The following is a 25,120-nucleotide window of genomic DNA, read 5'->3' as shown; positions in this document are numbered from 1 at the left end:
ACGATCCAGGAGTGCGGAAGATGTTTTCGCTCAAGACCCTCAGCCATCGCATGCCGTCCGTCGCCAGTCTCGTGCTCGTGGGCGCCATCGGCATCGGCATTTCTGCCTGCTCGGAAGAGAAGGCTGAGGTCAAGGAAGTCATCCGGCCGGTGAAGGTCGTCGAGATCGCCAAGGCCGGCGACACGCGCAAGCTCGACTATTCGGGCTCGGTCAAGGCGCGCACGGAGATGAACCTCGGATTTCGCGTCGCAGGCAAGATCACCGAACGCCTCGTCGATATCGGCGACAAGGTGAAGCCGGGTGACGTGCTCGCTCGGATGGACTCCACCGATTACCAGCTGGCGGTCAGAACGGCGGAAGCCAATCTCGCAGCCGCTGAAAAAGGCGTCGAAACCGCCGATCTCGTGAACAAGCGCAATCAGCAACTGTTCGACAAGAATGTTTCGCCGAAATCCCAGCTCGAGCAAGCGTCGCTCAGCTATGATCAGGCCGTTTCAAGCCGCGATGCCGCCGTCTCGGCGCTCGATCAGGCGAAGAACCAGGTCAGTTATGCGGAGCTGAAGGCCGACCACAACGGGATTGTCACGACGATCAATGCCGATGTCGGCCAGGTCGTTGCGTCCGGCACTCCCGTCGTCGCCGTTGCCGTCGACGGCGAAAAGGAAGTGCAGATCGCGGTTCCTGAAAACGACATTGCCGAATTCAAGCCAGGCAAGACAGTCAAGGCCAGCTTCTGGGCCGACGACAGGCTGGTACTCGACGGCAAGGTGCGGGAGGTTTCCGGCAGCGCCGACCAGCAGTCGCGTACCTTTGCGGTTCGGGTGAGCCTGCCGAACGATCCGCAGGTGTTGCTCGGCATGACGGCGACGATCGAGGCCGATGTCAGCAATGGCAGCAGCTATGTCTCGATCCCGCTCAGCGCATTGGCTGAAAAGGACGGCAAGCAGATGGTCTGGACCGTCGACCGAGACACGGCGACCGTGCATGGCCGCGACATCAAGGTTGCCGATTTCACCGGCGACGGCGTGCATGTGACCGAGGGTCTCGATAGCGGCGATCTCGTCGTTTCGGCCGGCACGCAGTTCATGAGCGAGAACCTGAAGGTGAAGGTGCCGGACCAGCAGTCGGCCCTGGCCGCCACGGACCAGACCGTCCGCTGATCGCGCCATAGGATAGGGAACAAGACCATGGACGCCACCACCGAGAAGCGGCCCTTCAATCTGTCGCGCTGGGCAATCGGACATCCGAGCATCGCCCGTTTCCTCTTCGGGCTAATCATCATCACCGGCGTGCTCGGCCTGATGCGCATGGGCCAGCGCGAGGACCCCGAATTCACCTTCCGCGTCATGGTCGTTCAGGCGATCTGGCCAGGTGCTTCCATCCAGGAAATGGAAGATCAGGTCGTCAACAAGATCGAGCGCAAGCTGCAGGAAACGCCCCATATCGACTGGGTCAAGTCCTATACGCGGGCGGGCAGTGCGATCATCACCCTGCAGGTCAAGGGCGACACGAATTCGCAAGAAGTGGCGGATGCCTTCTACCAGGTGCGCAAGAAGGTCGGCGACATCTCCAACGAGCTGCCGCAGGGCCTGCTCGGCCCCTATTTCAACGACGAGTTCGGCGACACCTTCATCACGCTGCATTCGATCAGCGGCGACGGCTATTCCTATCCGGAACTGAAGAAATTCGCGATCCAGGCGCGCGACATGCTGTTGACGACGCCGGGCGTCGAAAAGGCCGTCATCATCGGCGACCAGCCTGAGAAGATCTATATCGACGTCTCGTCCAAGGCGCTCTCCGAGCGCGGCCTGACGATCCTCGATCTGCAGAACGCCATCAAGGGCCAAAACAATGTCGATCCGGCAGGCTCGGTCGATACCGGCCTGCGCTCGGTGCGCATATCGGTCGAAGGCGACGTGAAGAAGGCGGCCGATATCCGCGAGCTGCGCCTTCGCGCCGGCGGCCAGGTAACGCGCCTCGGCGATATCGCCACCGTCAGTTCCGGGCTCGAAGATCCCTACCAGCGCAAGTACCGTTTCAACGGCCACGACAGCGTTCAGGTCGGCGTCGTGATGGCCAAGGGCTTCAACGTGACCGATGTCGGCAAGGGCGTGGAGGCGACCTATCAGCGCTTCGAGGAGGCGCTGCCCTATGGCGTCGCCGTCGATCAGATCGCCAACCAGCCCGACGTGGTGACGGATGCGGTCAGCGAATTCATGCATGCGCTCGGCGAAGCTCTCATCATCGTGCTCGTCGTCTCGTTCGTGTCGATCGGCTGGCGATCGGGCCTCGTCATCGCCATCGCCATTCCGCTGGTGCTCGCCGCCACCTTTGCGCTGATGTACGAACTCGGCATCGATCTGCAGCGCATCTCACTCGGCGCGCTGATCATCGCGCTCGGCCTGCTTGTCGACGATGCGATGATCGTCGTCGAGATGATGGAGCGAAAGCTGGAGGAGGGGCTCGTCAAGATCGACGCGGCAAGCTTCGCTTATTCCTCGACTGCCTTCCCGATGTTGACGGGCACGCTGATAACCACGGCCGGCTTCATTCCGGTCGGCTTCGCCGCCTCGACGGCCGGCGAATATGTGCGCTCGCTGTTCTACGTCGTCGGCATCGCGCTTGTCACCTCGTGGTTCGTCGCGGTCTACTTCACGCCGTGGCTCGGCTATATGATCCTCAAGCAGCGCCATCACGCCGGCGAGCATCACGACGCCTTCGACACCGGCTTCTATCGCCGGCTGCGCGGCACGGTCGGCTGGGCGGTGCGCCACCGCGTCATCGTGCTGCTGCTGACGCTCGGCACCTTCGTCACCAGCCTCTGGGCCTTCCAGTTCATTCCGCAGAATTTCTTCCCGCAATCGTCGCGGCCGGAAATCCTCGTCGATCTCTGGCTGCCCGAGGGCACCAGCATCAAGGAAGTCGAGGTGCAGGCAAAGGCACTCGAAACCAAGATGATGGATGATCCCGACAAGCGGTTTATCGCCACCTATATCGGCGAAGGCGCGCCGCGCTTCTTCCTGCCGCTCGACCAGCAGCTGCGCAATCCGAACTTCGCCCAGCTGCTCGTCATGGCCAATGACGAACCGGCGCGCGAGCGGCTGATCGTCAAGCTGCGGACGATCCTTGCGGAAGACTTCCCCGATATTCGCGGCAAGGTCGACCGCCTCTTCCTTGGTCCGCCGACCGGCTGGCCGGTGCAGATGCGCGTGATGGGGCCCGACCGTCAGGAAGTCAGGGAGATCGCCGATCAGGTAAAGGCGCGCTTCCAGGCCAATCCGGAGCTCGGCGCCATCCATGACGATTGGCTGGAAGAGGTGCCGGCGATGAAGCTGGTGATCGACCAGGACCGCGCCCGGGCACTCGGCGTCACCTCGCAGCGTGTCCGCCAGATGTTGCAGACCGCCATGTCAGGGACTGCGCTCGACGATTTCCGCGATGGCGAGGAGACGGTTTCGATCGTCGCCCGCGAGCCGGATGCCAGCCGCTCGCTGCTGTCGGCGGTCAACTCGGTCTATGTGCCGACGGATTTCGGCGGCTTCGTACCGGTCTCGCAGGTCGCCAAGGTCGTGCCCGTCATGGAGCAGGGCATCGAATGGCGGCGCAACAGGCTGCCGACAATCACCGTGCGCGCCACGCTGCCTGACGATGTGCAGCCGAACGACGTGGTGATGAAGATGTATGCCGACATGAAGGATCTGCGCGACAGCCTGCCTGCCGGCTACAAGGTCGAAATCCAGGGCGGCGCCGAGGATGCGGCAGAAAGCCAGATGTCGATCGCCGCCAAGGCGCCGATCATGCTCGCCGTCATCATCGTGCTGCTGATGGTGCAGCTGCAGCATTTCGGCAAGGCGATGCTGGTGCTCGCCACCGGACCGCTCGGGATCATCGGTGCGGCGGCCGCATTGCTGATCAGCGGCGCCCCCTTCGGCTTCGTAGCGATCCTCGGCGTCATCGCGCTGCTCGGTATCATCATGCGCAATTCGATCATCCTGGTCGATCAGATCGACCAGGATATCAAGGCCGGCATGCACCGGCAGGAGGCGATCGTCGGCGCGGCCGTGCGACGTTTCCGGCCGATCATGCTGACGGCGCTGACCGCCGTGCTGGCGCTCATCCCGATCTCGCGTGGTGTCTTCTGGGGTCCGCTTGCCTACGCGATGATGGGCGGTATCCTGGTTGCGACCGTGCTTACCATTCTGGTTCTGCCCGCCGGTTACGCCCTTTTCTTCGGCCGGGAGCCGAAGGCAAAGGACGAGCCGGGCCAGCATGCCGACGCCATCCAGGAAGAGGCGGATGACAGACATCCGCCGGCGTTGGCAGCAGAGTGAGGACGGCGCGGCGAAAGCCGCGCCGTTTTCCTTGCAGGTCACAGCTTACTCGTCAAAGCGCGTCGCTGCCTACAGCGCCGCGCAGTCTTTACTGCCTGTTCCGTCTTGGAGCTGCGCGCCGATTCCATTGCCGCCTCGAAAAAGCTAAGCTGCGAAAGCATGCCGGGAGACCAACCGCGATCCCGGCCACTCATTGACGAGGCAGGACCCGACCATGGCCGATTACCATCTGGAAGCAAGCTGGAGCCCGATCGAGGGCAGTTTCGGGCGCCTCACCTTCACGCTTTTCAATCTTTCGACCGAGCCGCTGTCCGGCTTCTCGCTCGCCTACACGTCAGAGACGCGGATTGCCGACAAACATGTCTGCGACGGCGGCAGCCTCAAGCGGCAGGTCGCGCATTTCCATGAATTCCTGCCGCCCGAGGGGCTGAGCGTGCCGCCCGGCGGGCGCTGGCGGTTCACCGTCGAGGGGCTGACCAGGGCGCCGAAACATATGACATCAGGCGTCAAATCGGCCTATCTGACACTTGGCGACGAACGCCACGTTCCTGTTGGTTTCGGCGATCTCATGCTCGAAGGCCGGGATGGTGGCGTGGCGCCGCCGCTTCTGCCGCCGGGCCGGGCCGAGGAACCTTATTCGCTGCTGCCCTGGCCGCTGGCGCTCGGGCTGAAGGCGGGAGAGCTTCCGGTGATCCTTTATCCGGCCGAGCGAACGCGGCCCGACGCGGTCAAGGCGCTCTCGCTGGTTCTCGCGCTTTACCAGCGGCTCTATCCGGCCGACAACGTGCCGTATTCGCTCAGTGCCATCGAAGGCGGGCGGGCCATTCGTTTCGTCACCGAATCGTCGATCGCCGCCTTTGCCTACGAATTGCGTTTTACGGCGCATGAGATCGTGCTTTCGAGTGCGGATGCGGCCGGGCGGCATTACGGGCTGATCAGCCTGGCGCAACTGATGCACGGCGCCCGCGGCGATCGCGAGCGATTCAAATTCCCCAATTTCGGTGCGATCGCCGACCAGCCGCGTTATGACTGGCGCGGCTGCCATCTCGATGTATCCAGGCAGTTCTATCCGGTGGCAGACGTCGTGCGGCTGATCGATATTCTCGCCTGGAACAAGCTCAACATCTTCCACTGGCATCTGACTGATGACGAAGCGTGGCGGCTGGAGATCAAGGCCTATCCGGCGCTGACGGAGATCGGCGCCCGGCGTGGGCCGGATGAAGTGCTCGTGCCGCAGCTCGGCGACGGGGCGCAAACGCGCTCCGGCCATTACACGCAAGAGGACGCCAGGCGGATCGTTGCGCATGCAGCTTCGCTGTATATCGAAGTGGTGCCGGAAATCGATATTCCGGGCCATAGCATGGCGACGCTGTTCTCGCTGCCCGAGCTCGTCGACGGACAGGAGGCGCCGGACAGTTACCGCTCGGTGCAGGGTTATCCGAACAACGCCCTCAATCCGGCGGTGGAATTCACCTATGAATTTCTCGGCAAGGTGTTCGACGAGATGGTGACGCTGTTTCCCGGCGAGTACCTTCATATCGGCGGCGACGAGGTGGCGCATGGCTCCTGGCTTTCCTCGCCGCTCTGCAAGGCGCTGATGGAGCGGGAGAAACTTGCCGGCACTGCCGAGCTGCAATCCTATTTCCTGAAACGTATCAAAGCTATGCTGTCGGAGCGCGGCAAGAAGCTCGTCGGCTGGAACGAGGTTTCGCATGGCGGCGGCGTCGACCGCGACGGCACGCTGCTGATGGCCTGGGAAAAGCCCGCCGTCGGCATCGAGCTGGCACAGGAAGGCTACGACGTGGTGATGACGCCGGGGCAGGCCTATTATCTCGACATGGCGCAGGCTGAAGCCTGGGCCGAGCCCGGCGCCGGCTGGGCGGGCTACGCGCCGCCGGAACACACTTACGCTTACGAGGCCGAGGGCGAGCTGCCGGAGGCGCTGCAGGAGAAGATGCGCGGCATCCAGGCCTGCATCTGGACCGAGAACTTCGTCTCGCGCGCCTATTTCAACCGGCTGGTTTTTCCGCGTCTCCCGGCGGTCGCCGAGGCTGCCTGGACGCCTTCTGCGCGCAAGGACTGGGATCGGTTCGCAGCGATCGTGCGGATGTGGCCGGTGCTCTAAGCCGCCTCGGCCTTCAGCCCCAGCAGTGCCGCGCCGATCAGGCCGGGTTCGATGCGGCATTCGCTGCGCACCACCAGCGGGCGATCGAACTTGCGCAGGATGCGGGCGCGCACGGCGTGGTCGAGCTCGGCAAGCAGCGGCTCGACATTGGAAAGCCCGCCGCCGACCGGCACGATGGTCGCGCCGGTGATGTTGATCGTCAGCGCTAACGGCGAGGCGACGAGATCGACATAGACGTCGATCGTCCGTGTCGCCTTCTCCTCCCCATGGCGCCACTGGGCAATGATCTCCTCGCTGACAAGGTCGAGATCGTGCAGCGTCTTGTGCAGGCGCTCCAGGCCGCGGGCGCCGCCGACAGTGTCGACGCAGCCCTTCTGGCCGCAGCCGCAGGCATAGGCGGGAATGGCGACGGGCGGATTGCCGGCTGCGGATGCGATGATCGGCCCGTGACCCCATTCGCCGGCAAAGCCGCCGGCCTCGTTGACGAGGCGCCCGTCGGCAACCAGGCCGCCGCCGACGCCGGTGCCGAGGATGGCGCCGAAGACGATGCGGTGGCCGCGGCCGGCGCCGAGACCGGCTTCGGCAATAGCGAAACAGTCGGCGTCGTTGGCGATCAGCACCGGCAGGCCGAGTTCGGCTTCGAGATCGGCGCCAAGCGTGCGGTCGTGGATGCAGGGAATGTTGGCGCAGATCAGGCGCTGCGTATCGGGATCGACGACGCCGGCGATGGAGAGGGCGATGCCGTTCGGCTGTTCGCCGGTTTCGGCGATGATGCCGCGCAGGGTCTCGACGAAAGCGGCAAAATCATCCCTGGGTGTCGGGCGGCGGCCGAGGGGAACGATGTGTGTCTCGGAACGAGCGATGCCACCCTTGATGGCGGTGCCACCGATGTCGAATGAAATGATCATTGCCACTCTGCCGTTTTCTGGTCTCCCAGCGTCTGCTTGCATTGTTGGCGGGGAATTTCAAGCGCTCATTCGGCGGTGGTGTCGCCGGCTTAAGGGGCGTGCCGTCTGCCACCCCTCTGTTTTGCCGGACACCTCTCCCACGGGTGGGGAGATCGGATAGGCGGGACGGGTTTCCGTCTTCCATTCCGTCATGGCAAGACGTTGGAGAAATCGGGTGAGCCCAAGCCCATCGGCTCCGATTACAGCTGCAATTTCTAACCCCGCAAGTCATTCAATTGGCATATTGCATCGCCAGAATCCGGCCCTACACTTTCATCAACTGCCGGACCCACGACGATCGATACGAGAGAAAACAGTACCATCCGAAGACCACGTCCCAAAGGCCGCCGCCTCTCATCCATTTTGCGGCAGATGGCCGTCGATCAGAGCCGCGAACGGATCTCGATCGGCGATCTATTCGACACGATGGGTGACAGGGCGATCAGCGCGTTGATGCTGATCTTCGCGCTTCCGAACGCCTTTCCCACTCCGCCCGGAACCTCGGCCGTGCTCGGGGCGCCATTGGTCTTCCTGGCAGCGCAACTGACCTTCGGGCTGAAACCCTGGCTACCGAAGGTGATTGCCAACCGTTCGATGCGCCGGGAGGATTTCGAGTCCATCGTCGGCCGCATCCACGGCTGGCTCGCCTGGGCCGAACGCATGCTGAAACCGCGGCTTGCGATCTTCGCCGAACCGCCGGCGGAATATCTCGCCGGGGCGGCATGCCTGCTGCTGTCGATCGTTCTCCTGCTGCCGGTCCCGCTCGGCAACATTCTGCCGGCGATCACGATCTCGGTCTTCGCTTTCGGCATATTGGGCCGTGACGGTCTCTTCGCGCTCATCGGCTTCGTGATGACGGCCGTGTCGCTCGTCATCGCCGGCGGGGTGATTTACGGTCTCGTGAAGGCGGCGATCTATCTCGTCGTGCAATGGTTTGCCTGAGCGGGTTTGCCCGAGTGATGGCGGTTATTTGGCGGGGCTCCTTGCAACAGGCTCGACATTTGCCGGAATTTTGTTTTGATCTGGCGCGATACAGACTCAAATCATGTTCGGCGGCGGCACGCCGGCTCACTTTGCGCGGTAGGCATTAGATGGTAAAAAGATCCGAGACCCCTGCACGGCTCGATGATGCGGCGCGTGCCGGCTGGCTCTACTACGTCGCCGGGCGCACGCAGGACGAAATCGCCGCTGCGATGGGCATCTCGCGGCAATCGGCGCAGCGGCTGGTGTCGCTGGCGGTCGCCGAGCGCCTGATCAAGGTGCGGCTCGATCATCCGATCGCCGCCTGCCTGGAGCTCGGCAGTCAGCTGCGCCGGAAATTCGGGCTGAAACATGTGGAGGTGGTGCCGAGCGATCCCGCGTCGTCGTCGACGACGGTCGGTATCGCCGAGGCGGCCGCTGCCGAGATCGAGCGGTGGCTGAAACGGCCGGAGCCGATCGTACTCGCCATCGGTACCGGCCGCACCCTGAAGGCGGCCGTCGACCAGCTTCCGGCGATCGAATGTCCCAATCACCGCATCGTTTCGCTGACCGGCAATATCGCCCCGGACGGATCGGCGGCCTATTACAACGTCATCTTCAGCATGGCCGATGCGGTGAAGGCGCGACACTATCCGATGCCGCTGCCGGTGCTTGTCACCTCGGCGGAGGAGCGGGAGTTGCTGCATGGCCAACAGCTGGTGCGCTCGACGCTTAATATGAGCGCGCAGGCCGATGTCACCTTCGTCGGCATCGGCGAGCTCGGCATCGATGGGCCGCTTTGCGTCGACGGTTTTCTCGAGAAGGACGAGATGATGGAGCTGATGCGCGGGGGTGCTGTCGGTGAGATCTGCGGCTGGATTTTCGATGTCGATGGCAGGCTGATCGACAACCCGATCAACGAGCGCGTCGCGTCCGCGCCGATCCCGTCCCGTGACGCGTCGATGGTCATTGGGTTGGCCAAGGGCAAGCGCAAATTCAAGGCCATCAGAGCTGCCGTTGTCGGCCATCAAATCAACGCTCTGATCACCGACGAAGAGACGGCTGAGTTTTTGCTCAAGAACTGAGCAAAAAATATTATATTTAAATCAATAGGATAACTATCGCCTTCGGCACTGCAGCAACGATTGCCGATTGACATTCTGCGTCGTTTATTGAGTAATTGCCCATGAGCGAAGCGAATGCTCACACCCCATCTTCTGGGAGGAAGATTATGACATTGAGAACTTTTCTGCTGGGCGCCTGCTCAGCACTGGCGTTTGCCGGTATGGCTTCGGCMGAAACGCTTACGATTGCGACCGTGAACAACGGCGACATGATCCGGATGCAGAAGCTGACGGATGATTTCAAGGCGAAGAACCCCGGCATCGACCTTGAATGGGTAACCCTCGAAGAAAATGTGCTGCGCCAGAAGGTCACGACCGACATCGCGACCAAGGGCGGCCAGTACGACGTTTTGACGATCGGCACTTATGAAGTTCCGATCTGGGCAAAGCAGGGCTGGCTGGTGCCGCTCGACAATCTCGGCGCCAATTACGACGTCGACGACCTGCTGCCGGCGATCCGCAGCGGCCTGACCATGGACGGCAAGCTCTATGCGGCGCCGTTCTACGGCGAAAGCTCGATGGTGATGTACCGCAAGGACCTGTTCGACGCCGCCGGCCTGAAGATGCCCGACGCCCCGACCTGGGACTTCATTGCCGACGCTGCCCGCAAGATCACCAACAAGGACAAGGAAGTCTACGGCATCTGCCTGCGCGGCAAGGCCGGCTGGGGCGAGAACATGGCCTTCCTGACGGCCATGTCCAACTCCTTCGGCGCCCGCTGGTTCGATGAAAGCTGGAAGCCGCAGTTCGATCAGCCCGAATGGAAGGACACGCTCGACTTCTACGTCAAGCTGATGAAGGATGCCGGTCCTCCGGGCGCTTCCTCCAACGGCTTCAACGAGAACCTGGCGCTCTTCCAGACCGGCAAGTGCGGCATGTGGATCGATGCGACCGTTGCTGCATCCTTCGTCAGCAACCCGAAGGAATCGACCGTCGCCGACAAGGTCGGCTTTGCGCTGGCTCCCGACAAKGGCCTCGGCAAGCGCGGCAACTGGCTGTGGGCCTGGAGCCTTGCCATCCCGGCAGGTTCTCAGAAGGCCGAAGCCGCCGAGAAGTTCGTCGCCTGGGCCACGAGCAAGGATTACACCAACCTCGTTGCCGAGAAGGAAGGCTGGCTGAATGCACCTCCAGGCACCCGCAGCTCGCTCTATGCGAATGCGGATTACCAGAAGGCGGCTCCCTTCGCCAAGACGACGATCGACTCGATCAACTCGGCCGATCCGAGCAAGCCGACCGTCAAGCCGGTACCGTATGTCGGCGTCCAGTTCGTGGCGATCCCGGAATTCCAGGGCATCGGCACGGCAGTGGGCCAGCAGTTCTCCGCAGCTCTTGCCGGCCAGCTTTCGGTCGACCAGGCCCTGCAGGCCGCACAGCAGCTGGCAACCCGCGAAATGACCAAGGCCGGCTACATTAAATAAAACCTCCTGAGCAAGAGGCGGATCCTTGACAATCCGCCCCTCTGGGCCGCCGATTGCCCGAACTGCATCGGCGGCCTCTTTTTTCAGACAAAGCTGCCTTGCGGCCGCTCCCCGCTTCAGTCCAGATCGGTGATTGCCATGGCAACCTTACATACCCGCTCCGCCGCGCGCCTGATGATCGCGCCCTCCGTGCTGCTGCTCTTTGCATGGATGATCGTCCCGCTTGTGATGACGATCTATTTCTCGCTGCTGAACTACAATCTGCTCAGCCCCGGCATGGAAAACTTCGTCGGTTTCTTGAACTACGAATATTTCCTGTCCGATCCGGCCTTCATCGCCGCGCTGATCAATACGCTGCTGCTCGTCGCCGGCGTTCTATTGATCACCGTCATCGGCGGCATCGCCTTTGCGCTGCTGCTCGACCAGCCGATGTACGGCCAGGGCATCGTGCGCATCCTGGTGATTGCGCCGTTCTTCGTCATGCCGACGGTGGCAGCACTCGTCTGGAAGAACATGTTCATGAACCCGGTCAACGGCCTGTTTGCGCATCTTGCCAAGGCGCTCGGCTTGCAGCCGATCGACTGGCTGGCGAATGCGCCGCTGTTTTCCGTCATTCTGATCGTCGCCTGGCAGTGGCTGCCCTTTGCCACCCTCATTATGCTGACCGCGCTGCAGTCGCTCGACGAGGAGCAGAAGGAAGCCTCCGAAATGGACGGCGCCGGTCCGATCTCGAAGTTCATCTACATCATCCTGCCACACATGGCGCGTGCCATCACCGTGGTGATCCTGATCCAGACGATCTTCCTGCTTTCGGTCTTTGCCGAAATCCTCGTCACCACCAATGGCGGGCCGGGCACCGACAGCACCAACCTTACCTATCTCGTCTATGCCCAGGCGCTGCTGCAGTTCGATATCGGCGGGGCATCGGCCGGCGGTATTGTGGCTGTTATCCTCGCCAATATCGTCGCGATCTTCCTCGTGCGCCTCGTCGGCAAGAATCTGGAGGCTTGAGATGGCCAGAAAAGTCACAACGCAGCGCAAGCTCATCGTCACCGCGATCGCCTGGACGCTCGGCATCCTGATCTTCTTCCCGATTCTCTGGACGTTCCTGACCAGCTTCAAGTCGGAAGCCGACGCCATCGCCTCGCCGCCGCAATTCCTGTTCTTCCACTGGACGACGGAAAACTATGCGGAGGTGCAGAGCCGGTCGAACTATCTCAGCCACTTCATGAACTCGGTGATCATCTCCTTCGGCTCGACGCTGATCGGCCTGATCATCGCCATTCCGGCCGCCTGGGCGATGGCGTTTTCGCCGACCAAGCGGACCAAGGACGTGCTGATGTGGATGCTGTCGACCAAGATGATGCCACCGGTCGGTGCATTGATCCCGATCTACCTGCTGTTTCGTAATTCTGGCCTGCTTGACACGCGCACCGGCTTGGTGATCGTGCTGACGCTGATCAACCTGCCGATCATCGTCTGGATGCTCTATACCTACTTCAAGGAGATCCCCGGCGAGATCCTCGAAGCGGCGCGCATGGATGGGGCGTCGCTGATGAAGGAGATCGTCTACGTGCTGACGCCGATGGCGGTGCCCGGCATTGCCTCAACGCTGCTTTTGAACATCATCCTTGCCTGGAACGAGGCGTTCTGGACGCTCAACCTCACCGCCTCGAAGGCGGCGCCGCTGACGGCCTTCATCGCTTCCTATTCCAGCCCCGAGGGCCTGTTTTACGCCAAGCTCTCGGCGGCATCGACGATGGCGATCGCGCCGATCCTGATCCTTGGCTGGTTCAGCCAGAAACAACTCGTCCGCGGCCTGACCTTCGGCGCTGTGAAATAACATAAAAGGGAGAGAAACATGGGCAGCATTACCCTTCAGAAGGTTTCCAAGGTCTTCGGCGAAGCCAAGGTCATCCCTTCGATCGATCTCGACATCAAGGACGGCGAGTTCGTCGTCTTCGTCGGCCCGTCGGGCTGCGGTAAGTCCACGCTGCTGCGGCTGATCGCCGGGCTCGAGGATGTCTCCGGCGGCAAGATCGTCATCGACGGCAGGGACGCCACCGAAAAGGCGCCCTCGGAGCGCGGCCTTGCCATGGTGTTCCAGTCCTATGCGCTCTATCCGCATATGAGCGTGCGCAACAATATCGCCTTCCCGCTGAAGATGGCGGGCGTCGACAAGGCGGAGATCGACCGCAAAGTGACTGATGCGGCCCGGGTGCTGAACCTCACCGACTATCTCGAACGCAAGCCGCGACAGCTGTCCGGCGGCCAGCGCCAGCGCGTGGCGATCGGCCGCGCCATCGTGCGTCAGCCTTCGGCCTTCCTGTTCGACGAACCGCTGTCGAACCTCGATGCGGCACTCCGCGTCAACATGCGCCTCGAAATCAGCGAGCTGCATCAGCAGCTGAAGACGACGATGGTCTACGTCACCCACGACCAGGTCGAGGCGATGACCATGGCCGACAAGATCGTCGTCCTGAACAGGGGCAATATCGAGCAGGTCGGCTCGCCGCTCGAACTCTACAGCCGCCCCCGCAACCTCTTCGTCGCCGGCTTCATCGGATCGCCCAAGATGAACTTCATCACAGGCCAGCACGCCGCCGCGCTGAACGCACATACCATCGGCGTCCGGCCCGAACATGTGCTGTTGTCGATGGAGAGCGGCGACTGGAAGGGCAGGGTCGTGGTCGCCGAACATCTCGGCTCCGACACCTTCCTGCATATCGACGCCGAGGGCATCGGCATGTTGACGGCGCGCGGCAGCGGCGACTTCCCGGCGAAAGCGGGCGACACGGTCTTCCTGACGCCGGACCGTTCGCGTATTCACAAATTCAACGAGGGCGGCCTTGCCATCTGAAGCGGRCCGCCGGGCTGGGGGCAGGCATGCGAGCCGGACGATGGCGCCTGGCCGTCTCGGCAAGACCTTCAAGAGGACTGAAACATGACGTGCAAATTATCGCTGGCAACGCTTTCGGATGTGGCGCGCACTGCCGCCATCCCTGGATATGACAGGGCATCGCTGAAAGCCGGCATCGTGCACTTCGGCGTCGGCAATTTCCACCGTGCCCACCAGGCGATCTATCTCGACGATCTCTTCAACGCCGGCACGGATCACGACTGGGCAATCGTCGGCGCCGGTGTGTTGCCGTCGGATGCCGCCATGCGCGAAAAGCTTGCGGCGCAGGATTTCCTGACGACGGTGGTCGAACAGGACAACAACAAGACGGCGGCGCGCGTCACGGCACCGATGATCGACATCCTGCCGGTCGGCGATGCCACTGCGATCATCGCCAAGCTTGCCGATCCCGAGATCCGCATCGTCTCGATGACGATCACCGAGGGCGGCTATTTCATCGACGCATCAGGCACATTCAATCCGACCCATCCGGCGATCGCCGCCGACGGACAAAATCCCAACGCGCCGAAGACAGTGTTCGGCCTGATCGTCGCCGGCCTRAAAGCGCGCAAGGACAAGGGCATCGGTCCCTYCACCGTCATGTCCTGCGACAACATTCCCCATAATGGAGTCGTCACCGCCAATGCCGTCGTCGGCACGGCCGCACTTTCGGACCCTGCCTTTGCCGACTGGATCCGAGCGAATGTCGCCTTCCCGAACGGCATGGTCGACCGCATCACGCCGGCGACCAGCCAGCGCGAGGTCGATTTCCTCCGGGACAATTTCCAGATCGAGGACAGTTGGCCGGTCTATTGCGAGGAATTCAAGCAATGGGTGCTCGAGGATAAGTTCACCGCCGGCCGGCCGGCGCTGGAAAAGGTCGGCGTCACCTTCGTGCCCGATGTCACGCCCTACGAGCACATGAAGATCCGCATCCTCAACGGTGGGCATGCCGCGATCGCCTATCCGGCGGCGTTGATGGACATTCATTTCGTTCATGATTCCATGGAAGACCCGCTGATCCGCGCCTTCCTTGCCAAGCTCGAGAAAGACGAGATCATCCCGATCGTGCCGCCGGTGCCGAACACGTCGCTGGCGGACTATTTCGCCCTGATCGAACATCGCCTGCTCAATCCGAAGATTGCCGACACTATTCCGCGGCTGGCGCAAGACGGCTCCAACCGCCAGCCGAAATTCATCCTGCCGTCGACGCTCGACAATCTGCGTCAGGGCAGGGACGTCGTTGGCCTGGCGCTGGTTTCAGCACTCTGGTGCCGCTATTTCGCCGGCAAGACCGACAGCGGCAAGGATATCGTCTTCAACGACGCGAGCGCAGAGCGCCTGCATGCGGCGGCGCTGAAAGCCAAGGACGACCCGTCGGCCTTTCTCGTCTTCGACGATATTTTCGGCGAAGTGGCGAAATCGGAACTTTTTCGCAAGCGTTTCGCCCATGCTCTCAAAACCCTGTGGGAAAAGGGCACGCGGGAGACGCTGCAGCTCTATCTCGACGGCAAGCTCGCAGTGTAAGGAATCCGGATGGCGGTATCTGCTGCCGCCATTCATCCGGCCTTGCGAGCGCCGCGGGACGGTAACACGTCCGAATTGAACTCAGGTTGGGTCTTCCATGGCTGATGCGGAAACACGGCTGGTCATCTTCGATTGCGATGGCGTACTCGTTGACAGCGAGCCGATCTCGATCAGCGTGCTCGTCGGGGCGATGAACGATCTCGGCGTCTCGATCACCGAGGACCAGGCTTATGAGCGTTTTCTCGGCCGCAGCCTGTCTACTCTCATCGATACGCTGGAAACCGAATTCAACGTTCATGCCGGCGAGGAATTCCTCGAGCGTATCCGCACCGATCTCTACGCTCGTTTTCGCACAGAACTGAAGCCGATCGAGGGTATCGCCGCGGCGATTGACGGGCTTGGCGTTCCCTGTTGCGTTGCCTCGTCCAGCCAGATGGAGCGAATCCGGCTGTCGCTGTCGGTGACCGGACTTCTCGACAAGCTGCCCGACATCTTCAGTGCGACGATGGTCAAGCGCGGCAAACCGGCGCCCGATCTCTTCCTGCATGCGGCGCGTGAAATGCAGGTCGAGCCGGCTCATTGCCTTGTCGTTGAAGACAGCCCGGCCGGCGTTGCCGCGGCCAAGGCGGCAGGCATGACGGTCTTCGCCTTCACCGGCGGATCACACGCCAACTTCGCCGGATACCGTGCCGAACTCGACCGCCTTTCGCCGGAAGTGGTGTTTGACGCCATGCCGGATTTGATACACCTTGTCCGCAACCATAAGCTGGACGGGACCAAGACTTGATGCGTGATCATGTGGTTGCGGTGGATATCGGCACGGGCAGTGCGCGCGCCGGCGTCTTCGACGCACACGGTCGCCTGCTCGCCAAGGCCGAGCATCCGATCGTGATGAACCGGCCGCGCGAAAACCATGCCGAGCACGATTCCGAAGATATCTGGTCGGCCGCCTGCATGGCAGTGCGCAGGGCGATGGAGCAATCCGGTATCGCCGCCGCCTCGGTCGGAGCGATCGGCTTCGATGCCACCTGTTCGCTCGTCGTCCGTGACGTCGAGGGCCGGCAGCTCAGCGTTTCCACAGGCGGGGAGAGGCGTTTCGACACGATCGTCTGGCTCGATCATCGGGCGCTGAAGGAAGCCGATTTTTGCACGGCGACGCAGCACAGGGTGCTCGAACACTCCGGCCACGTGATGTCGCCGGAAATGGAGATGCCGAAGCTGATGTGGCTGAAGAAGAAGCTGCCCGCCACATGGGAAAAGGCTGGCTATTTCTTCGATCTCGCCGATTTCATGACGTGGAAATCGACCGGATCGCCCGCCCGTTCGCGCTGCACGCTGACGGCGAAATGGAACTATCTCGCCCATCTCGAAAAGGGCTGGCAGCAGGATTTCCTGGAACGGATCGGCCTCGAGGACCTTCAGGCGCGCGGCCATCTGCCGGATGAGACCACGCCTGTCGGAGACAGCGTCGGCCGGCTGACGCAGGAAGCGGCGGAAGCGCTGGGGCTGACGACGGACTGCCATGTCGCCGCCGGGATGATCGACGCCTATGCCGGCGCACTCGGCGCGCTCGGCGGCTACGCCGCCGATCCTGTCAAACGCGAGCACCAGCTGGCGCTGATTGCCGGCACGTCGAGCTGCATCGTTACCTTCTCGCGGGAACGCAAGCCGAGCCATGGCATGTGGGGTCCCTATTACGAGGCTGTCTTCCCGCAGTCCTGGCTGGTGGAGGCCGGGCAATCGGCGACCGGCGCGTTGCTCGACCACATCGTGCGCATGCATGCGGCCGGTGGCGAGCCGACGGCAGCGCTGCATCAGAAGATCGTCGCGCGCATCGCCGAATTGCGGGCCGAGGAGGGCGATGACTTCGGTGCGCGGATCTTCGTGCTGCCGGATTTCCATGGCAACCGTTCGCCGCTCGCCGATCCGCACGCCGTCGGCGTCGTCAGCGGGCTGACACTCGATACGTCCTTCGACGGGCTCTGCGCGCTCTATTGGCGCTCTGCGGTGGGGATTGCGCTTGGCATCCGCCATATCCTGGAAATGATGAAGGAATACGGTTACATGCCCGATACGCTGCATATTGCCGGCGGGCATGTGAAGAACCCGGTGCTGATGGAGCTTTATAGCGATGCGACCGGCTGCAAGGTCGTGGTGCCGAAGATGAACGAGGCGGTGCTGCTCGGCACGGCAATCGCAGCATCCGTCGCGTGCGGCTTGTACAAGGATCTGGCGGCGGCCGGCGAGGCGATGTATCCGGGCGGCGACGAACGGCTTCCCGACAAGGCCAAGCAGGCGCTTTACGACCGCGACTACCGCCGTCTTCTCGCTATGCACCGGCACCGCGCCGAATTGGAAACGATGCAATAGAGCGCCGCTCTAAGGACGCTCCATCACATTGAATCTGCGCATAACCTTTCAAATTAGTGGTTTGCCGTCTCGCCGAGGACGGTTGCGAATTCCATCATGCGGCGGCGGCGAAGTGCGGCCTCCTCTCCGACTTGGAGGATGACGGATTCAGACAGGCAATCGAGCAGCGCGATCAGCGGCGGAAGATTGTCGAGATCGGGGGCGCGAGCGGGCGGCAAGGGCAGCATGACGTTCGACTGGTCCGCCATCCAGTCCGCTTGCTGCGGCGAAATGAGCACGACCTTATAGCCGTAGCGCCGCGCCGTTCTGGCAAGCAGCCGCGCCTTGGCGAAGCGGCGGCAATCGATGATGACAAGCAGCGCGTCGTCGACCGCCAGCCGGGCGAAGAGTTCCGCAAAACGGTTGTCGGCAGCGTCGAGCGTGCGAACGCCGTCGCGGGCTTGCGTCAGCCGCTGACAGAAATGATTGGCCAGGCTTGAGAGCCGCGCATGCGTGGCGATCGACACTTCGCGGGCAGTGCTGATCAAGCCGACGGCTTCCGACCAGTGCGGCTGCGCCGTCAGATGATAGATATGATGGAGGGCCTGAATCTGTTCGGCAACCAGCACGGCGAGCGGTTTGCCGTCCGCAGCGTCGGCATGCAGCTCGCTCATAGCGCTCTGCAATTGCGCCGGCGATGTCGTCACGGTCTCGCGAATCTCCACCTTGACGCTGTCCAATCCCTGATAACCGAGCGAGCGCAGGAAGCGCCCGACGGTCATCGGCGAGAGATCCAGCCTGTCGGCAACCGACGCAGCCGTCTCGAACGGCAGGTCGTTCAGGTGTTCGGTGAAATATTTCGCGATACGGCGTTCGGCCGGTGTGCCGGTTTTTGCGTATTGCCTGAGTTTTTGCACAAAGTCTTCCACGTCAGCCTCCCCGTCTTCCCTCAGAGGCGTTCCGTGGATGCGCTGTTGCGACCCCTTGTCTTTGCAACTATTTCGGAAGCTGCTTCTCAGGCCCGTGTGTATTTTATATGCGTCACAATATTATATTAGTATTTAGTTTTCGACAAGTTTTCTATTACTGCATGCAATTTTATTCTCTCTTGTCGGTGGCCTCCATCTTTCCTACATCTTCGGCGCAACCGGAGACGCCTGAGACATGATTCTTGACGCCGCTCGCCTTTCGCTCGCCAATTTGTTCGCATCGGAAACACGTTCTGTCTTCTGGAAAGTGCTCGGCCTGACGATTCTCGTGCTCGTCGGCCTCTGGTTCGCGCTGCGCGGGGCCTTCATGGCCTTCCTCTTTCCCTGGCTCACGGGTTTCTTTCCCGATATGCCGGATTGGGCAGGGTGGCTCGCTTTCCTCTTCGCGATCCTGGCCGGTATCGGCCTTGCGTTGATGCTGGCGCTGCTGCTGTCGCCGGTCACGGCGCTGATCGCCGGCCTGTTTCTCGACGATGTCGCCGATGTCATCGAAAGGCGCGACTATCCCAAGGACGCGCCGGGCACCGCCATGCCGCTCGGTCCGGCGATGGCAAGCTCGATCAAGTTCCTCGGCGTGGTGATCCTCGGCAATATCGTGGCATTGTTGTTGCTGTTTATCCCCGGCGTCAATCTGGTCGCGTTCTTTCTGGTGAACGGCTATCTGCTCGGAYGGGAATTCTTCGAATTCGCCGCTATGCGCTCCCGTTCGCCTGATGAGGCACGGCTCTTCCGCACCAAGCATGCCTCCACGGTCTTTCTCGGCGGGCTGGTGATCGCCCTCTTTCTGGCGATCCCGATCGTCAATCTTCTGACGCCGCTTTTTGCCGCCGGCATGATGGTCCATCTGCACAAGCTGGTTTCCGCCAAGGATCCCGGTTTGCGCGCCTGAGGCTCAACGGGGCAGGGCGGAGACGTCGTACATCGCCGCAAATTCAGCGCTCGGCGGGGAAGCGACGCTGCGGGCAGGGCTTGCAGCGATGCTTCCGGAGGCCGGCGCTATGCTCGAACCGCTGACGTCGCTGCTGTCGGCGGCCTTCGATCGCGCGGCGATCGCGATCGAGGCGGGCGCCGAAAGGCGGTATTACGAAGAGGCGATCGCTATTTTACTCGACGGCCTCACCGATCACCTGCGGCGGTAGCTCGACGAGCGGTGCCGGCACATCCCAGCTCTTCTCCGGCGATTTGCAGAGATCGGCAATGACGCAACGCTCGCATTCGGGCCGGCGCGCCTTGCAGGTGTAGCGGCCATGCAGGATCAGCCAGTGATGGGCGTGATAGAGGTAATGGCTCGGGATCACCTTCATCAGCCGCGCCTCGACCTCGTCGGGTGTCTTGCCGGGGGCAAGCCTGATGCGATTGGCGATGCGGGAGATGTGCGTATCGACGGCCATCGTCGCCTGGCCGAAGGCCATGGAAAGCACGACATTGGCGGTCTTGCGGCCGACACCCGGCAATCTCACCAGTTCGTCGCGTGTCTCCGGCACCTTGCCGCCGAATTGGTCGACCAGCATCTGCGATAGCGCGATGACGTTTTTCGCCTTGTTGCGGTAGAGACCGATCGTTCTGATGTAATCGCGCAGCCGCTCCTCGCCGAGATCGAGCATCTTTTCCGGCGTATCGGCAACCTTGAAGAGCGCGCGCGTCGCCTTGTTGACGCCAACATCGGTCGCTTGCGCCGAAAGCGCGACGGCGACGACGAGCGTGAAGGGGTTGGTGTGCTCGAGCTCGCCCCTCGGTTCCGGCCGCTGCACCGAGAAGCGGCGGAAGATCTCCTCGCGCTCGGCCAGGGAATAGGCCGTGTTCACCGCCGCCGCCGGTTTGCGGCGGGCAGTCAGATTCGAGCCCTGCGGCGTCTTGGTAACGGATTTGAGTTTCGGATTCGCCATGGAGACTCTATACTCAACGGCCATGATGGAAAGCAACGCCGACAGCTTCAATGAGCAGCCTGTTTTCGCCGCCGAGCTCTTTCCCCACCGGTCGCTCGGCCGCCGGGGCTTCAAGGTGCTGCTTGCCCTGTCCGGTGCCGTCTGCTTGCTTTACGGCATGTTCTTCATCGCGACGGGCGCCTGGCCGATCGGCTTCTTCTTCGGACTGGATTTCGTGCTTCTCTACGGCGCCTTCTGGTTGAATTACCGCTCCGGGAAAGCGCGCGAACAGGTGACGGTGTCGCGCACTGATGTGTCGGTGCGCAAGTTTGCGCCATCGGGACGGATGGTGGAGCATCATTTCAATCCGTTCTGGGCGCGCTTCCTCGTTCGCCGGCACCAGGAGATCGGCATCCTTTCCATGCATATCTTCGGCGAGGGCCGGCGTACGGATATCGGCTCCTTCCTCAATCCCGACGATCGCGAAAGCTTCGCCAAAGCCTTCAAGGGAGCACTGGCGACGGTCAAGCAGCGGATCTGAACCTATCCGGCGGATGCGCAAGAATCGGGTGGTTTGCTCACCCCCTATTGACTATCTCCTTGTTACAAGGAGAAAGACGATGAATATGATTGCCAACCTGCAGACAGATATCACGCCTGACGGTCCTGATTATGACATTGTCCGTCGGGTAATCGAACTCATCACCGAAGATTACCGTGACCAGCCTTCGCTGGAAGCGATCGCTGCGCGGCTCAACCAGTCGCCGACCCAGCTGCAGAAGACATTCACCCGCTGGGCCGGCCTGTCGCCCAAGGGCTTCCTGCAAGCGGTGACGCTCGACCACGCCAAGCGACTGCTGCGCAAGGAAGACATGCCGCTGCTCGAGACCTCGATCGAGGTCGGCCTCTCCGGGCCGAGCCGCCTGCATGACCTTTTCGTCACGCATGAGGCGATGTCACCCGGCGAATGGAAGGCCAAGGGCGGTGGTCTCACCATTCGCTACGGCTTCCACATCTGCCCCTTCGGCGTGGCGCTGATCATGGTGACCGACCGCGGCCTTGCCGGCCTTGCCTTCAGCGATTCCGGCGACGAGAGGGCCTGCCTCGAGGATATGACCTGCCGCTGGCCGAACGCCTGTTATGTCGAAGACCTGCAGGCGACGGTTCCCTATGCCGCCCGCATCTTCGAGCCCGGCAAATGGTCCTCGGACCAGCCGCTGCGTGTCGTGTTGATCGGCACGGATTTTCAGGTGAGCGTCTGGGAAAGTCTGCTGAAAATCCCGTTCGGCAAGGCCGTCACCTATTCCGATATCGCCAACGATATCGGCCGGCCGACGGCGCAGCGCGCCGTGGGTGCGGCGGTCGGGGCAAACCCGATCTCCTTCGTGGTGCCTTGCCATCGGGCGCTCGGCAAGAATGGCGCGCTGACGGGCTACCATTGGGGCCTCACCCGCAAGCGGGCGATGCTCGGCTGGGAATCGGCGCACGCCTGAGTGGGGTTCGCGGGCGGAGGGCGGAGTCGTCGCCGCTCATCGCTCTGCCCCTTCTCCCTGCTGGGGAGAAGTGGCAGACGGTGATGTCTCGGCCAGTTCCAGTAACGCCCGGGCAGCACTTTCGTCGGTGATCAGCGTGTTGCAGCCGATGCGCTTGATCGTCGCACGGATTGCTACAGCCCGATGGGCGCCGCCGGAGGAGAGCACGATATGCTTTGCCTCCTTCAGCGTGTCGAGATCGACGGACATCACGCGCCGATTGATCGAATGGTCGACCGAATTGCCGTCCCTGTCGAGGAAGTTGAACATGGTGTCGCAGACGCAGCCGGCATCGATCAGCTCCTGCAACTCTCCCTTCGATATCCAGCCTTCCGATAGCGAGGTCGAATGCGGGCCGATATCGCCGCAGCTGACAATCGCCAGATCGAGGTTCTCGGCGAGACGATAAATCGTGTCCAGCCCGCATTTCTCGATCAGATTGCGTTTGGTCTCGATGGAATCGACGAGAAGCGGTGCCAGGAACATGTAGCATTCGGCGCCAAGCTGGTTTGCCAGCCGCCATGTGTAATCGATCGGGTTCGTCTGATGCACGGCGACGATGCCGCCGAGCAGCGAGACGACCTTGCAATTGGCGCGGCGTGGCGGCCGGAAGCTCGACAGCGAGGCAGTCATGGTGCGGCCCCAGCCGACGCCGATGGTGTAATCGTCCGGGATCGCTTCTGACAGGAACTGGCCAAGCGCCAAGCCGACATTTTTAGCCAGCGAGTTGACGTCGCCATTGACCGGTGCAGGGACGACGATCGCCTCGTCCAGGCCATAGGCACGCTCCAGCTTCACCGAAAGTTCAACGCAGTCGCCGATCGAATCGTTGATCCAGATCTGGACTTCGCTGCGTTTCATCGCCTCGTCGAGCAGGCGGATGACGGTGGTGCGGCTGATGCCGAGCTGTTCGGCGACGTCCTTCTGGGTCAGACCCTCGTTGTAATAGAGCCATGCCGCCCTTAGCCGCAGCGAGGATGCCTCGGAATAGGCCGTGTGCGTGCCGCGTTTGAGCTTGACCACATCTCCTCCGCACGATTTCCCGCCCTAGATCCCTCATGGGATGAAAGGCCTTAGCGACGCTTTTGTTGCCGGGGATAATGACGGGTGTGACACTTATGTCAATTGAAATGCACAAATGTCCTTGACTTTTCGTTAGCCGAATGGCGATAGTCCAGGTGATACACGTCGTTCTTGTCCGTCCGAGGAGGACATAGTGCGGGCATGCCGAAAGTCACGACCGGCCTTCCAGCCGCAAGCGGCATCGCTTGCGTCCGAGCAGCCGTTGGTTCACGGCCGGAACATGGCCACTGTCCTTCACGTTTATGAATCATCCGTGACGGATGCGCGCATTTTCGTCTGCAGTATGCAAACAACCTGTCGGTAGATCACCTTTGCCCGGCGGAACGCGCGCCGGTCGCAGCCCAAGTTCAACAAGGATTATTGACCATGACATCCAAGCTTGACCAACTCCGCGAGATTACCACCGTGGTCGCCGACACCGGCGACATCGAGGCCGTCGCCCGCCTGAAGCCTGTGGATTGCACGACGAATCCGAGCATCGTGCTCAAGGCTCTTGGCACGCCGATGTTCGCCGACGCCATCAAGGAAGCCGTCGCCTGGGGCAAGAAGCAGGGCGGTAATCCGGAAGCCGTTTCTTCTGCCGTCGCCGATCGTCTCGCCATCTCCGTCGGTGCAGCCCTGGTGAAGCTCGTCCCAGGCCGCGTCTCGACCGAAGTCGACGCCGATCTTTCCTTCGATACCGAGGCTTCGCTTGCCAAGGCGCGCGCAATCATCGCCGCCTACAAGGATCGCGGCATCGGCCAGGACCGCATCCTCATCAAGCTCGCTTCCACCTGGGAAGGCATCCGTGCCGCTGAAGTGCTGCAGAAGGAAGGCATCGACTGCAACCTGACGCTTCTCTTCAGCAAGGCCCAGGCGATCGCCTGCGCCGACGCCAAGGTGTTCCTGATCTCGCCCTTCGTCGGCCGCATCCTCGACTGGTACAAGAAGTCGACCGGCAAGGACTACACGGCCGAGGAAGATCCGGGCGTTATCTCCGTCCGTGAAATCTACAACTACTACAAGACGAACGACATCAAGACGATCGTCATGGGCGCCTCGTTCCGCAGCGCCGGCGAAATCGAAGCCCTTGCCGGCTGCGACCGCCTGACCATCAGCCCGAATCTGCTCGACGAACTGGCCAAGGACGAAGGCAAGCTGGAGCGCAAGCTCTCGCCGGACAGCCGCAAGCCGGACCCGAAGGTCTCGGTCGACGAGAAGACCTTCCGCTGGATGATGAACGAAGACGCCATGGCGACGGAAAAGCTCGCCGAAGGCATCCGCGCCTTCGCCAAGGATCTGGGAACGTTGCGCACCATGGTGCAGAAGGAACTGCAGCTCGCCGCTGCCTGATAAGGCACGGCATGCAATCGAAGGCGCGGCTGCCGGCTGGCAGGCGCGCCTTTTTCGTACTGTTATCAAGGGCATATGCTGTCGGAGACTGATATGGCGGATGAGGAACGAGCAAATTCGCTGGTGGCATTTGCCTACAAGCATGCGAGCTTCATCATCGCCGTCCTTGCCGGGCTGGCGGTCTTCTTGGCTGTGACCTCGCGCGAGGCGAACGCCGGCAACATCCTGTTCGGCTGGAATGTCAGCGCCGGCGTTTTTGTCGCACTCAGCTGGCGCAAGATGCTGCGGGCGACGGTCGAAAGCATCAGGAAGCGCTCCGAGGATCTCGATTTCTCCGACACCGTCCTGCTGGCTCTCTCGATCGGCACCGCCCTTGCCAGCATCGCCGGCATCGGCCTCGAGCTGCATTCGATCAAGGAGGAGGCGCCCGACATCGCGCTCTTGCGGGCAGGTGCCGCTGTACTGACGATCCTGATCTCCTGGATCTTCCTGCATACGCTCTTCACCATCCATTATGCCCACTATTTCTACGGCGGATCGGACGAGGAAGGCGGCCTGAAGTTTCCTGACGGGATCACGGAACCCGGCTATTGGGATTTCCTCTATTTCTCCTTCACCATCGGCGTTGCTGCGCAGACG

Annotated in this window: 21 protein-coding genes and 1 pseudogene; 18 read left to right on the top strand and 4 right to left on the bottom strand. The window is 62.0% G+C overall.

All coding sequences use genetic code 11. The annotated features are described in order from the left end of the window. Positions 1-20: 20 nt before the first annotated feature. The 3 genes from AC1ECN_RS24885 to AC1ECN_RS24875 all read left to right on the top strand — a co-directional run bounded on the left by AC1ECN_RS24885 (position 21) and on the right by AC1ECN_RS24875 (position 6,456). Entirely contained in the window at positions 21-1,160 is a 1,140-nt protein-coding gene (locus AC1ECN_RS24885; protein WP_130673129.1) for an efflux RND transporter periplasmic adaptor subunit, read from the top strand. Between the two features lie 27 nt (positions 1,161-1,187). Then, positions 1,188-4,331 carry an efflux RND transporter permease subunit gene (locus tag AC1ECN_RS24880; RefSeq protein ID WP_130662286.1) on the top strand — a complete coding sequence of 1,048 codons (3,144 nt, stop codon included), beginning with the start codon at positions 1,188-1,190 and terminating at the stop codon, positions 4,329-4,331. A 214-nt stretch (positions 4,332-4,545) separates the two neighbouring features. Then, positions 4,546-6,456 (top strand): beta-N-acetylhexosaminidase, encoded by a 1,911-nt coding sequence (locus AC1ECN_RS24875; protein WP_130673128.1) that lies wholly within the window; start codon positions 4,546-4,548, stop codon positions 6,454-6,456. Here AC1ECN_RS24875 and AC1ECN_RS24870 read toward each other — a convergent pair. Further along, complete coding sequence (locus tag AC1ECN_RS24870) at positions 6,453-7,364, bottom strand: ROK family protein (RefSeq protein ID WP_130662284.1); 912 nt, start codon at positions 7,362-7,364, stop codon at positions 6,453-6,455. The genes AC1ECN_RS24875 and AC1ECN_RS24870 overlap by 4 nt on opposite strands. Before the next feature lie 402 nt (positions 7,365-7,766). Between AC1ECN_RS24870 and AC1ECN_RS24865 the strand changes: the two genes are divergently transcribed. The 9 genes from AC1ECN_RS24865 (at position 7,767) to AC1ECN_RS24825 (ending at position 17,701) form a co-directional block, all read left to right on the top strand. Further along, positions 7,767-8,345 carry an exopolysaccharide biosynthesis protein gene (locus AC1ECN_RS24865; RefSeq protein WP_018072679.1) on the top strand — a complete coding sequence of 193 codons (579 nt, stop codon included), beginning with the start codon at positions 7,767-7,769 and terminating at the stop codon, positions 8,343-8,345. A 149-nt stretch (positions 8,346-8,494) separates the two neighbouring features. Next, positions 8,495-9,448, top strand: a complete 954-nt coding sequence (locus AC1ECN_RS24860; RefSeq protein WP_018072680.1) for a sugar-binding transcriptional regulator — start codon at positions 8,495-8,497, stop codon at positions 9,446-9,448. 146 nt (positions 9,449-9,594) lie between these two features. Then, complete coding sequence (locus tag AC1ECN_RS24855) at positions 9,595-10,905, top strand: ABC transporter substrate-binding protein (protein ID WP_477954391.1); 1,311 nt, start codon at positions 9,595-9,597, stop codon at positions 10,903-10,905. A 138-nt stretch (positions 10,906-11,043) separates the two neighbouring features. Beyond that, complete coding sequence (locus AC1ECN_RS24850) at positions 11,044-11,916, top strand: carbohydrate ABC transporter permease (RefSeq protein ID WP_018072682.1); 873 nt, start codon at positions 11,044-11,046, stop codon at positions 11,914-11,916. 1 nt (position 11,917) lies between these two features. Then, positions 11,918-12,748 carry a carbohydrate ABC transporter permease gene (locus tag AC1ECN_RS24845; RefSeq protein WP_018072683.1) on the top strand — a complete coding sequence of 277 codons (831 nt, stop codon included), beginning with the start codon at positions 11,918-11,920 and terminating at the stop codon, positions 12,746-12,748. Between the two features lie 18 nt (positions 12,749-12,766). After that, entirely contained in the window at positions 12,767-13,765 is a 999-nt protein-coding gene (locus AC1ECN_RS24840; protein WP_018072684.1) for an ABC transporter ATP-binding protein, read from the top strand. A gap of 84 nt (positions 13,766-13,849) precedes the next feature. Further along, positions 13,850-15,331 carry a mannitol dehydrogenase family protein gene (locus AC1ECN_RS24835; RefSeq protein ID WP_477954389.1) on the top strand — a complete coding sequence of 494 codons (1,482 nt, stop codon included), beginning with the start codon at positions 13,850-13,852 and terminating at the stop codon, positions 15,329-15,331. Positions 15,332-15,428: 97 nt separating this feature from the next. After that, positions 15,429-16,118 (top strand): HAD family hydrolase, encoded by a 690-nt coding sequence (locus AC1ECN_RS24830; protein WP_017967984.1) that lies wholly within the window; start codon positions 15,429-15,431, stop codon positions 16,116-16,118. Next, on the top strand, positions 16,118-17,701 hold the full coding sequence (locus AC1ECN_RS24825; RefSeq protein ID WP_128404173.1) for an FGGY-family carbohydrate kinase: 1,584 nt from the start codon (positions 16,118-16,120) through the stop codon (positions 17,699-17,701). The genes AC1ECN_RS24830 and AC1ECN_RS24825 overlap by 1 nt, the downstream gene beginning before the upstream one ends. 53 nt (positions 17,702-17,754) lie before the next feature. Here the strand turns inward: AC1ECN_RS24825 and AC1ECN_RS24820 are convergent, their stop codons facing one another. Next, a complete protein-coding gene (locus tag AC1ECN_RS24820; protein ID WP_130662281.1) occupies positions 17,755-18,609 on the bottom strand; it encodes a MurR/RpiR family transcriptional regulator in 855 nt (284 codons plus the stop codon). Positions 18,610-18,844: 235 nt separating this feature from the next. Here AC1ECN_RS24820 and AC1ECN_RS24815 point away from each other — a divergent pair, with 235 nt between their 5' ends. After that, on the top strand, positions 18,845-19,558 hold the full coding sequence (locus AC1ECN_RS24815; RefSeq protein ID WP_477954386.1) for a sulfate transporter family protein: 714 nt from the start codon (positions 18,845-18,847) through the stop codon (positions 19,556-19,558). Between the two features lie 52 nt (positions 19,559-19,610). Beyond that, a pseudogene (locus AC1ECN_RS24810) lies at positions 19,611-19,808 on the top strand (TetR/AcrR family transcriptional regulator); the annotation flags it as partial. Here AC1ECN_RS24810 and nth read toward each other — a convergent pair. Beyond that, positions 19,773-20,579, bottom strand: coding sequence for an endonuclease III (gene nth / locus AC1ECN_RS24805; protein ID WP_197727419.1), 807 nt, complete (start codon positions 20,577-20,579; stop codon positions 19,773-19,775). The pseudogene AC1ECN_RS24810 and the gene nth overlap by 36 nt on opposite strands. Between nth and AC1ECN_RS24800 the strand changes: the two genes are divergently transcribed. Both AC1ECN_RS24800 and AC1ECN_RS24795 read left to right on the top strand, forming a co-directional pair. Then, positions 20,578-21,075, top strand: coding sequence for a DUF2244 domain-containing protein (locus AC1ECN_RS24800; RefSeq protein WP_018483659.1), 498 nt, complete (start codon positions 20,578-20,580; stop codon positions 21,073-21,075). The genes nth and AC1ECN_RS24800 overlap by 2 nt on opposite strands. A gap of 79 nt (positions 21,076-21,154) precedes the next feature. After that, positions 21,155-22,027, top strand: coding sequence for a methylated-DNA--[protein]-cysteine S-methyltransferase (locus tag AC1ECN_RS24795; RefSeq protein ID WP_024322943.1), 873 nt, complete (start codon positions 21,155-21,157; stop codon positions 22,025-22,027). A gap of 36 nt (positions 22,028-22,063) precedes the next feature. Here AC1ECN_RS24795 and AC1ECN_RS24790 read toward each other — a convergent pair whose 3' ends face one another. Further along, positions 22,064-23,089: a sugar-binding transcriptional regulator gene (locus tag AC1ECN_RS24790; protein WP_130662278.1), complete on the bottom strand. Its 1,026-nt coding sequence runs from the start codon at positions 23,087-23,089 to the stop codon at positions 22,064-22,066. Between the two features lie 426 nt (positions 23,090-23,515). On the opposite strand from AC1ECN_RS24790, the gene tal reads away from it, so the two are divergent. Next, on the top strand, positions 23,516-24,481 hold the full coding sequence (gene tal, locus AC1ECN_RS24785; RefSeq protein WP_024322941.1) for a transaldolase: 966 nt from the start codon (positions 23,516-23,518) through the stop codon (positions 24,479-24,481). A gap of 93 nt (positions 24,482-24,574) precedes the next feature. Further along, positions 24,575-25,120: DUF1345 domain-containing protein (locus tag AC1ECN_RS24780; RefSeq protein WP_477954384.1), on the top strand; the 546-nt coding region annotated here is incomplete at its 3' end.

Source organism: Rhizobium sp. 01N447_2 (assembly GCF_056399245.1).
The sequence above is the reverse complement of the archived record's forward strand: the minus strand, read 5'-3'. Positions and strand labels throughout refer to the sequence as shown.

What these genes read in the sequence shown, in the direction of transcription:
- AC1ECN_RS24885 (WP_130673129.1), top strand. Translation starts at nt 21, where the DNA reads ATGTTTTCGCTCAAGACCCTCAGCCATCGCATGCCGTCCGTCGCCAGT.
- AC1ECN_RS24880 (WP_130662286.1), top strand. Translation starts at nt 1,188, where the DNA reads ATGGACGCCACCACCGAGAAGCGGCCCTTCAATCTGTCGCGCTGGGCA.
- AC1ECN_RS24875 (WP_130673128.1), top strand. Translation starts at nt 4,546, where the DNA reads ATGGCCGATTACCATCTGGAAGCAAGCTGGAGCCCGATCGAGGGCAGT.
- AC1ECN_RS24870 (WP_130662284.1), bottom strand. Translation starts at nt 7,364, where the DNA reads ATGATCATTTCATTCGACATCGGTGGCACCGCCATCAAGGGTGGCATC.
- AC1ECN_RS24860 (WP_018072680.1), top strand. Translation starts at nt 8,495, where the DNA reads ATGGTAAAAAGATCCGAGACCCCTGCACGGCTCGATGATGCGGCGCGT.
- AC1ECN_RS24850 (WP_018072682.1), top strand. Translation starts at nt 11,044, where the DNA reads ATGGCAACCTTACATACCCGCTCCGCCGCGCGCCTGATGATCGCGCCC.
- AC1ECN_RS24845 (WP_018072683.1), top strand. Translation starts at nt 11,918, where the DNA reads ATGGCCAGAAAAGTCACAACGCAGCGCAAGCTCATCGTCACCGCGATC.
- AC1ECN_RS24840 (WP_018072684.1), top strand. Translation starts at nt 12,767, where the DNA reads ATGGGCAGCATTACCCTTCAGAAGGTTTCCAAGGTCTTCGGCGAAGCC.
- AC1ECN_RS24830 (WP_017967984.1), top strand. Translation starts at nt 15,429, where the DNA reads ATGGCTGATGCGGAAACACGGCTGGTCATCTTCGATTGCGATGGCGTA.
- AC1ECN_RS24825 (WP_128404173.1), top strand. Translation starts at nt 16,118, where the DNA reads ATGCGTGATCATGTGGTTGCGGTGGATATCGGCACGGGCAGTGCGCGC.
- AC1ECN_RS24800 (WP_018483659.1), top strand. Translation starts at nt 20,578, where the DNA reads ATGATGGAAAGCAACGCCGACAGCTTCAATGAGCAGCCTGTTTTCGCC.
- nth (WP_197727419.1), bottom strand. Translation starts at nt 20,579, where the DNA reads ATGGCCGTTGAGTATAGAGTCTCCATGGCGAATCCGAAACTCAAATCC.
- AC1ECN_RS24795 (WP_024322943.1), top strand. Translation starts at nt 21,155, where the DNA reads ATGAATATGATTGCCAACCTGCAGACAGATATCACGCCTGACGGTCCT.
- tal (WP_024322941.1), top strand. Translation starts at nt 23,516, where the DNA reads ATGACATCCAAGCTTGACCAACTCCGCGAGATTACCACCGTGGTCGCC.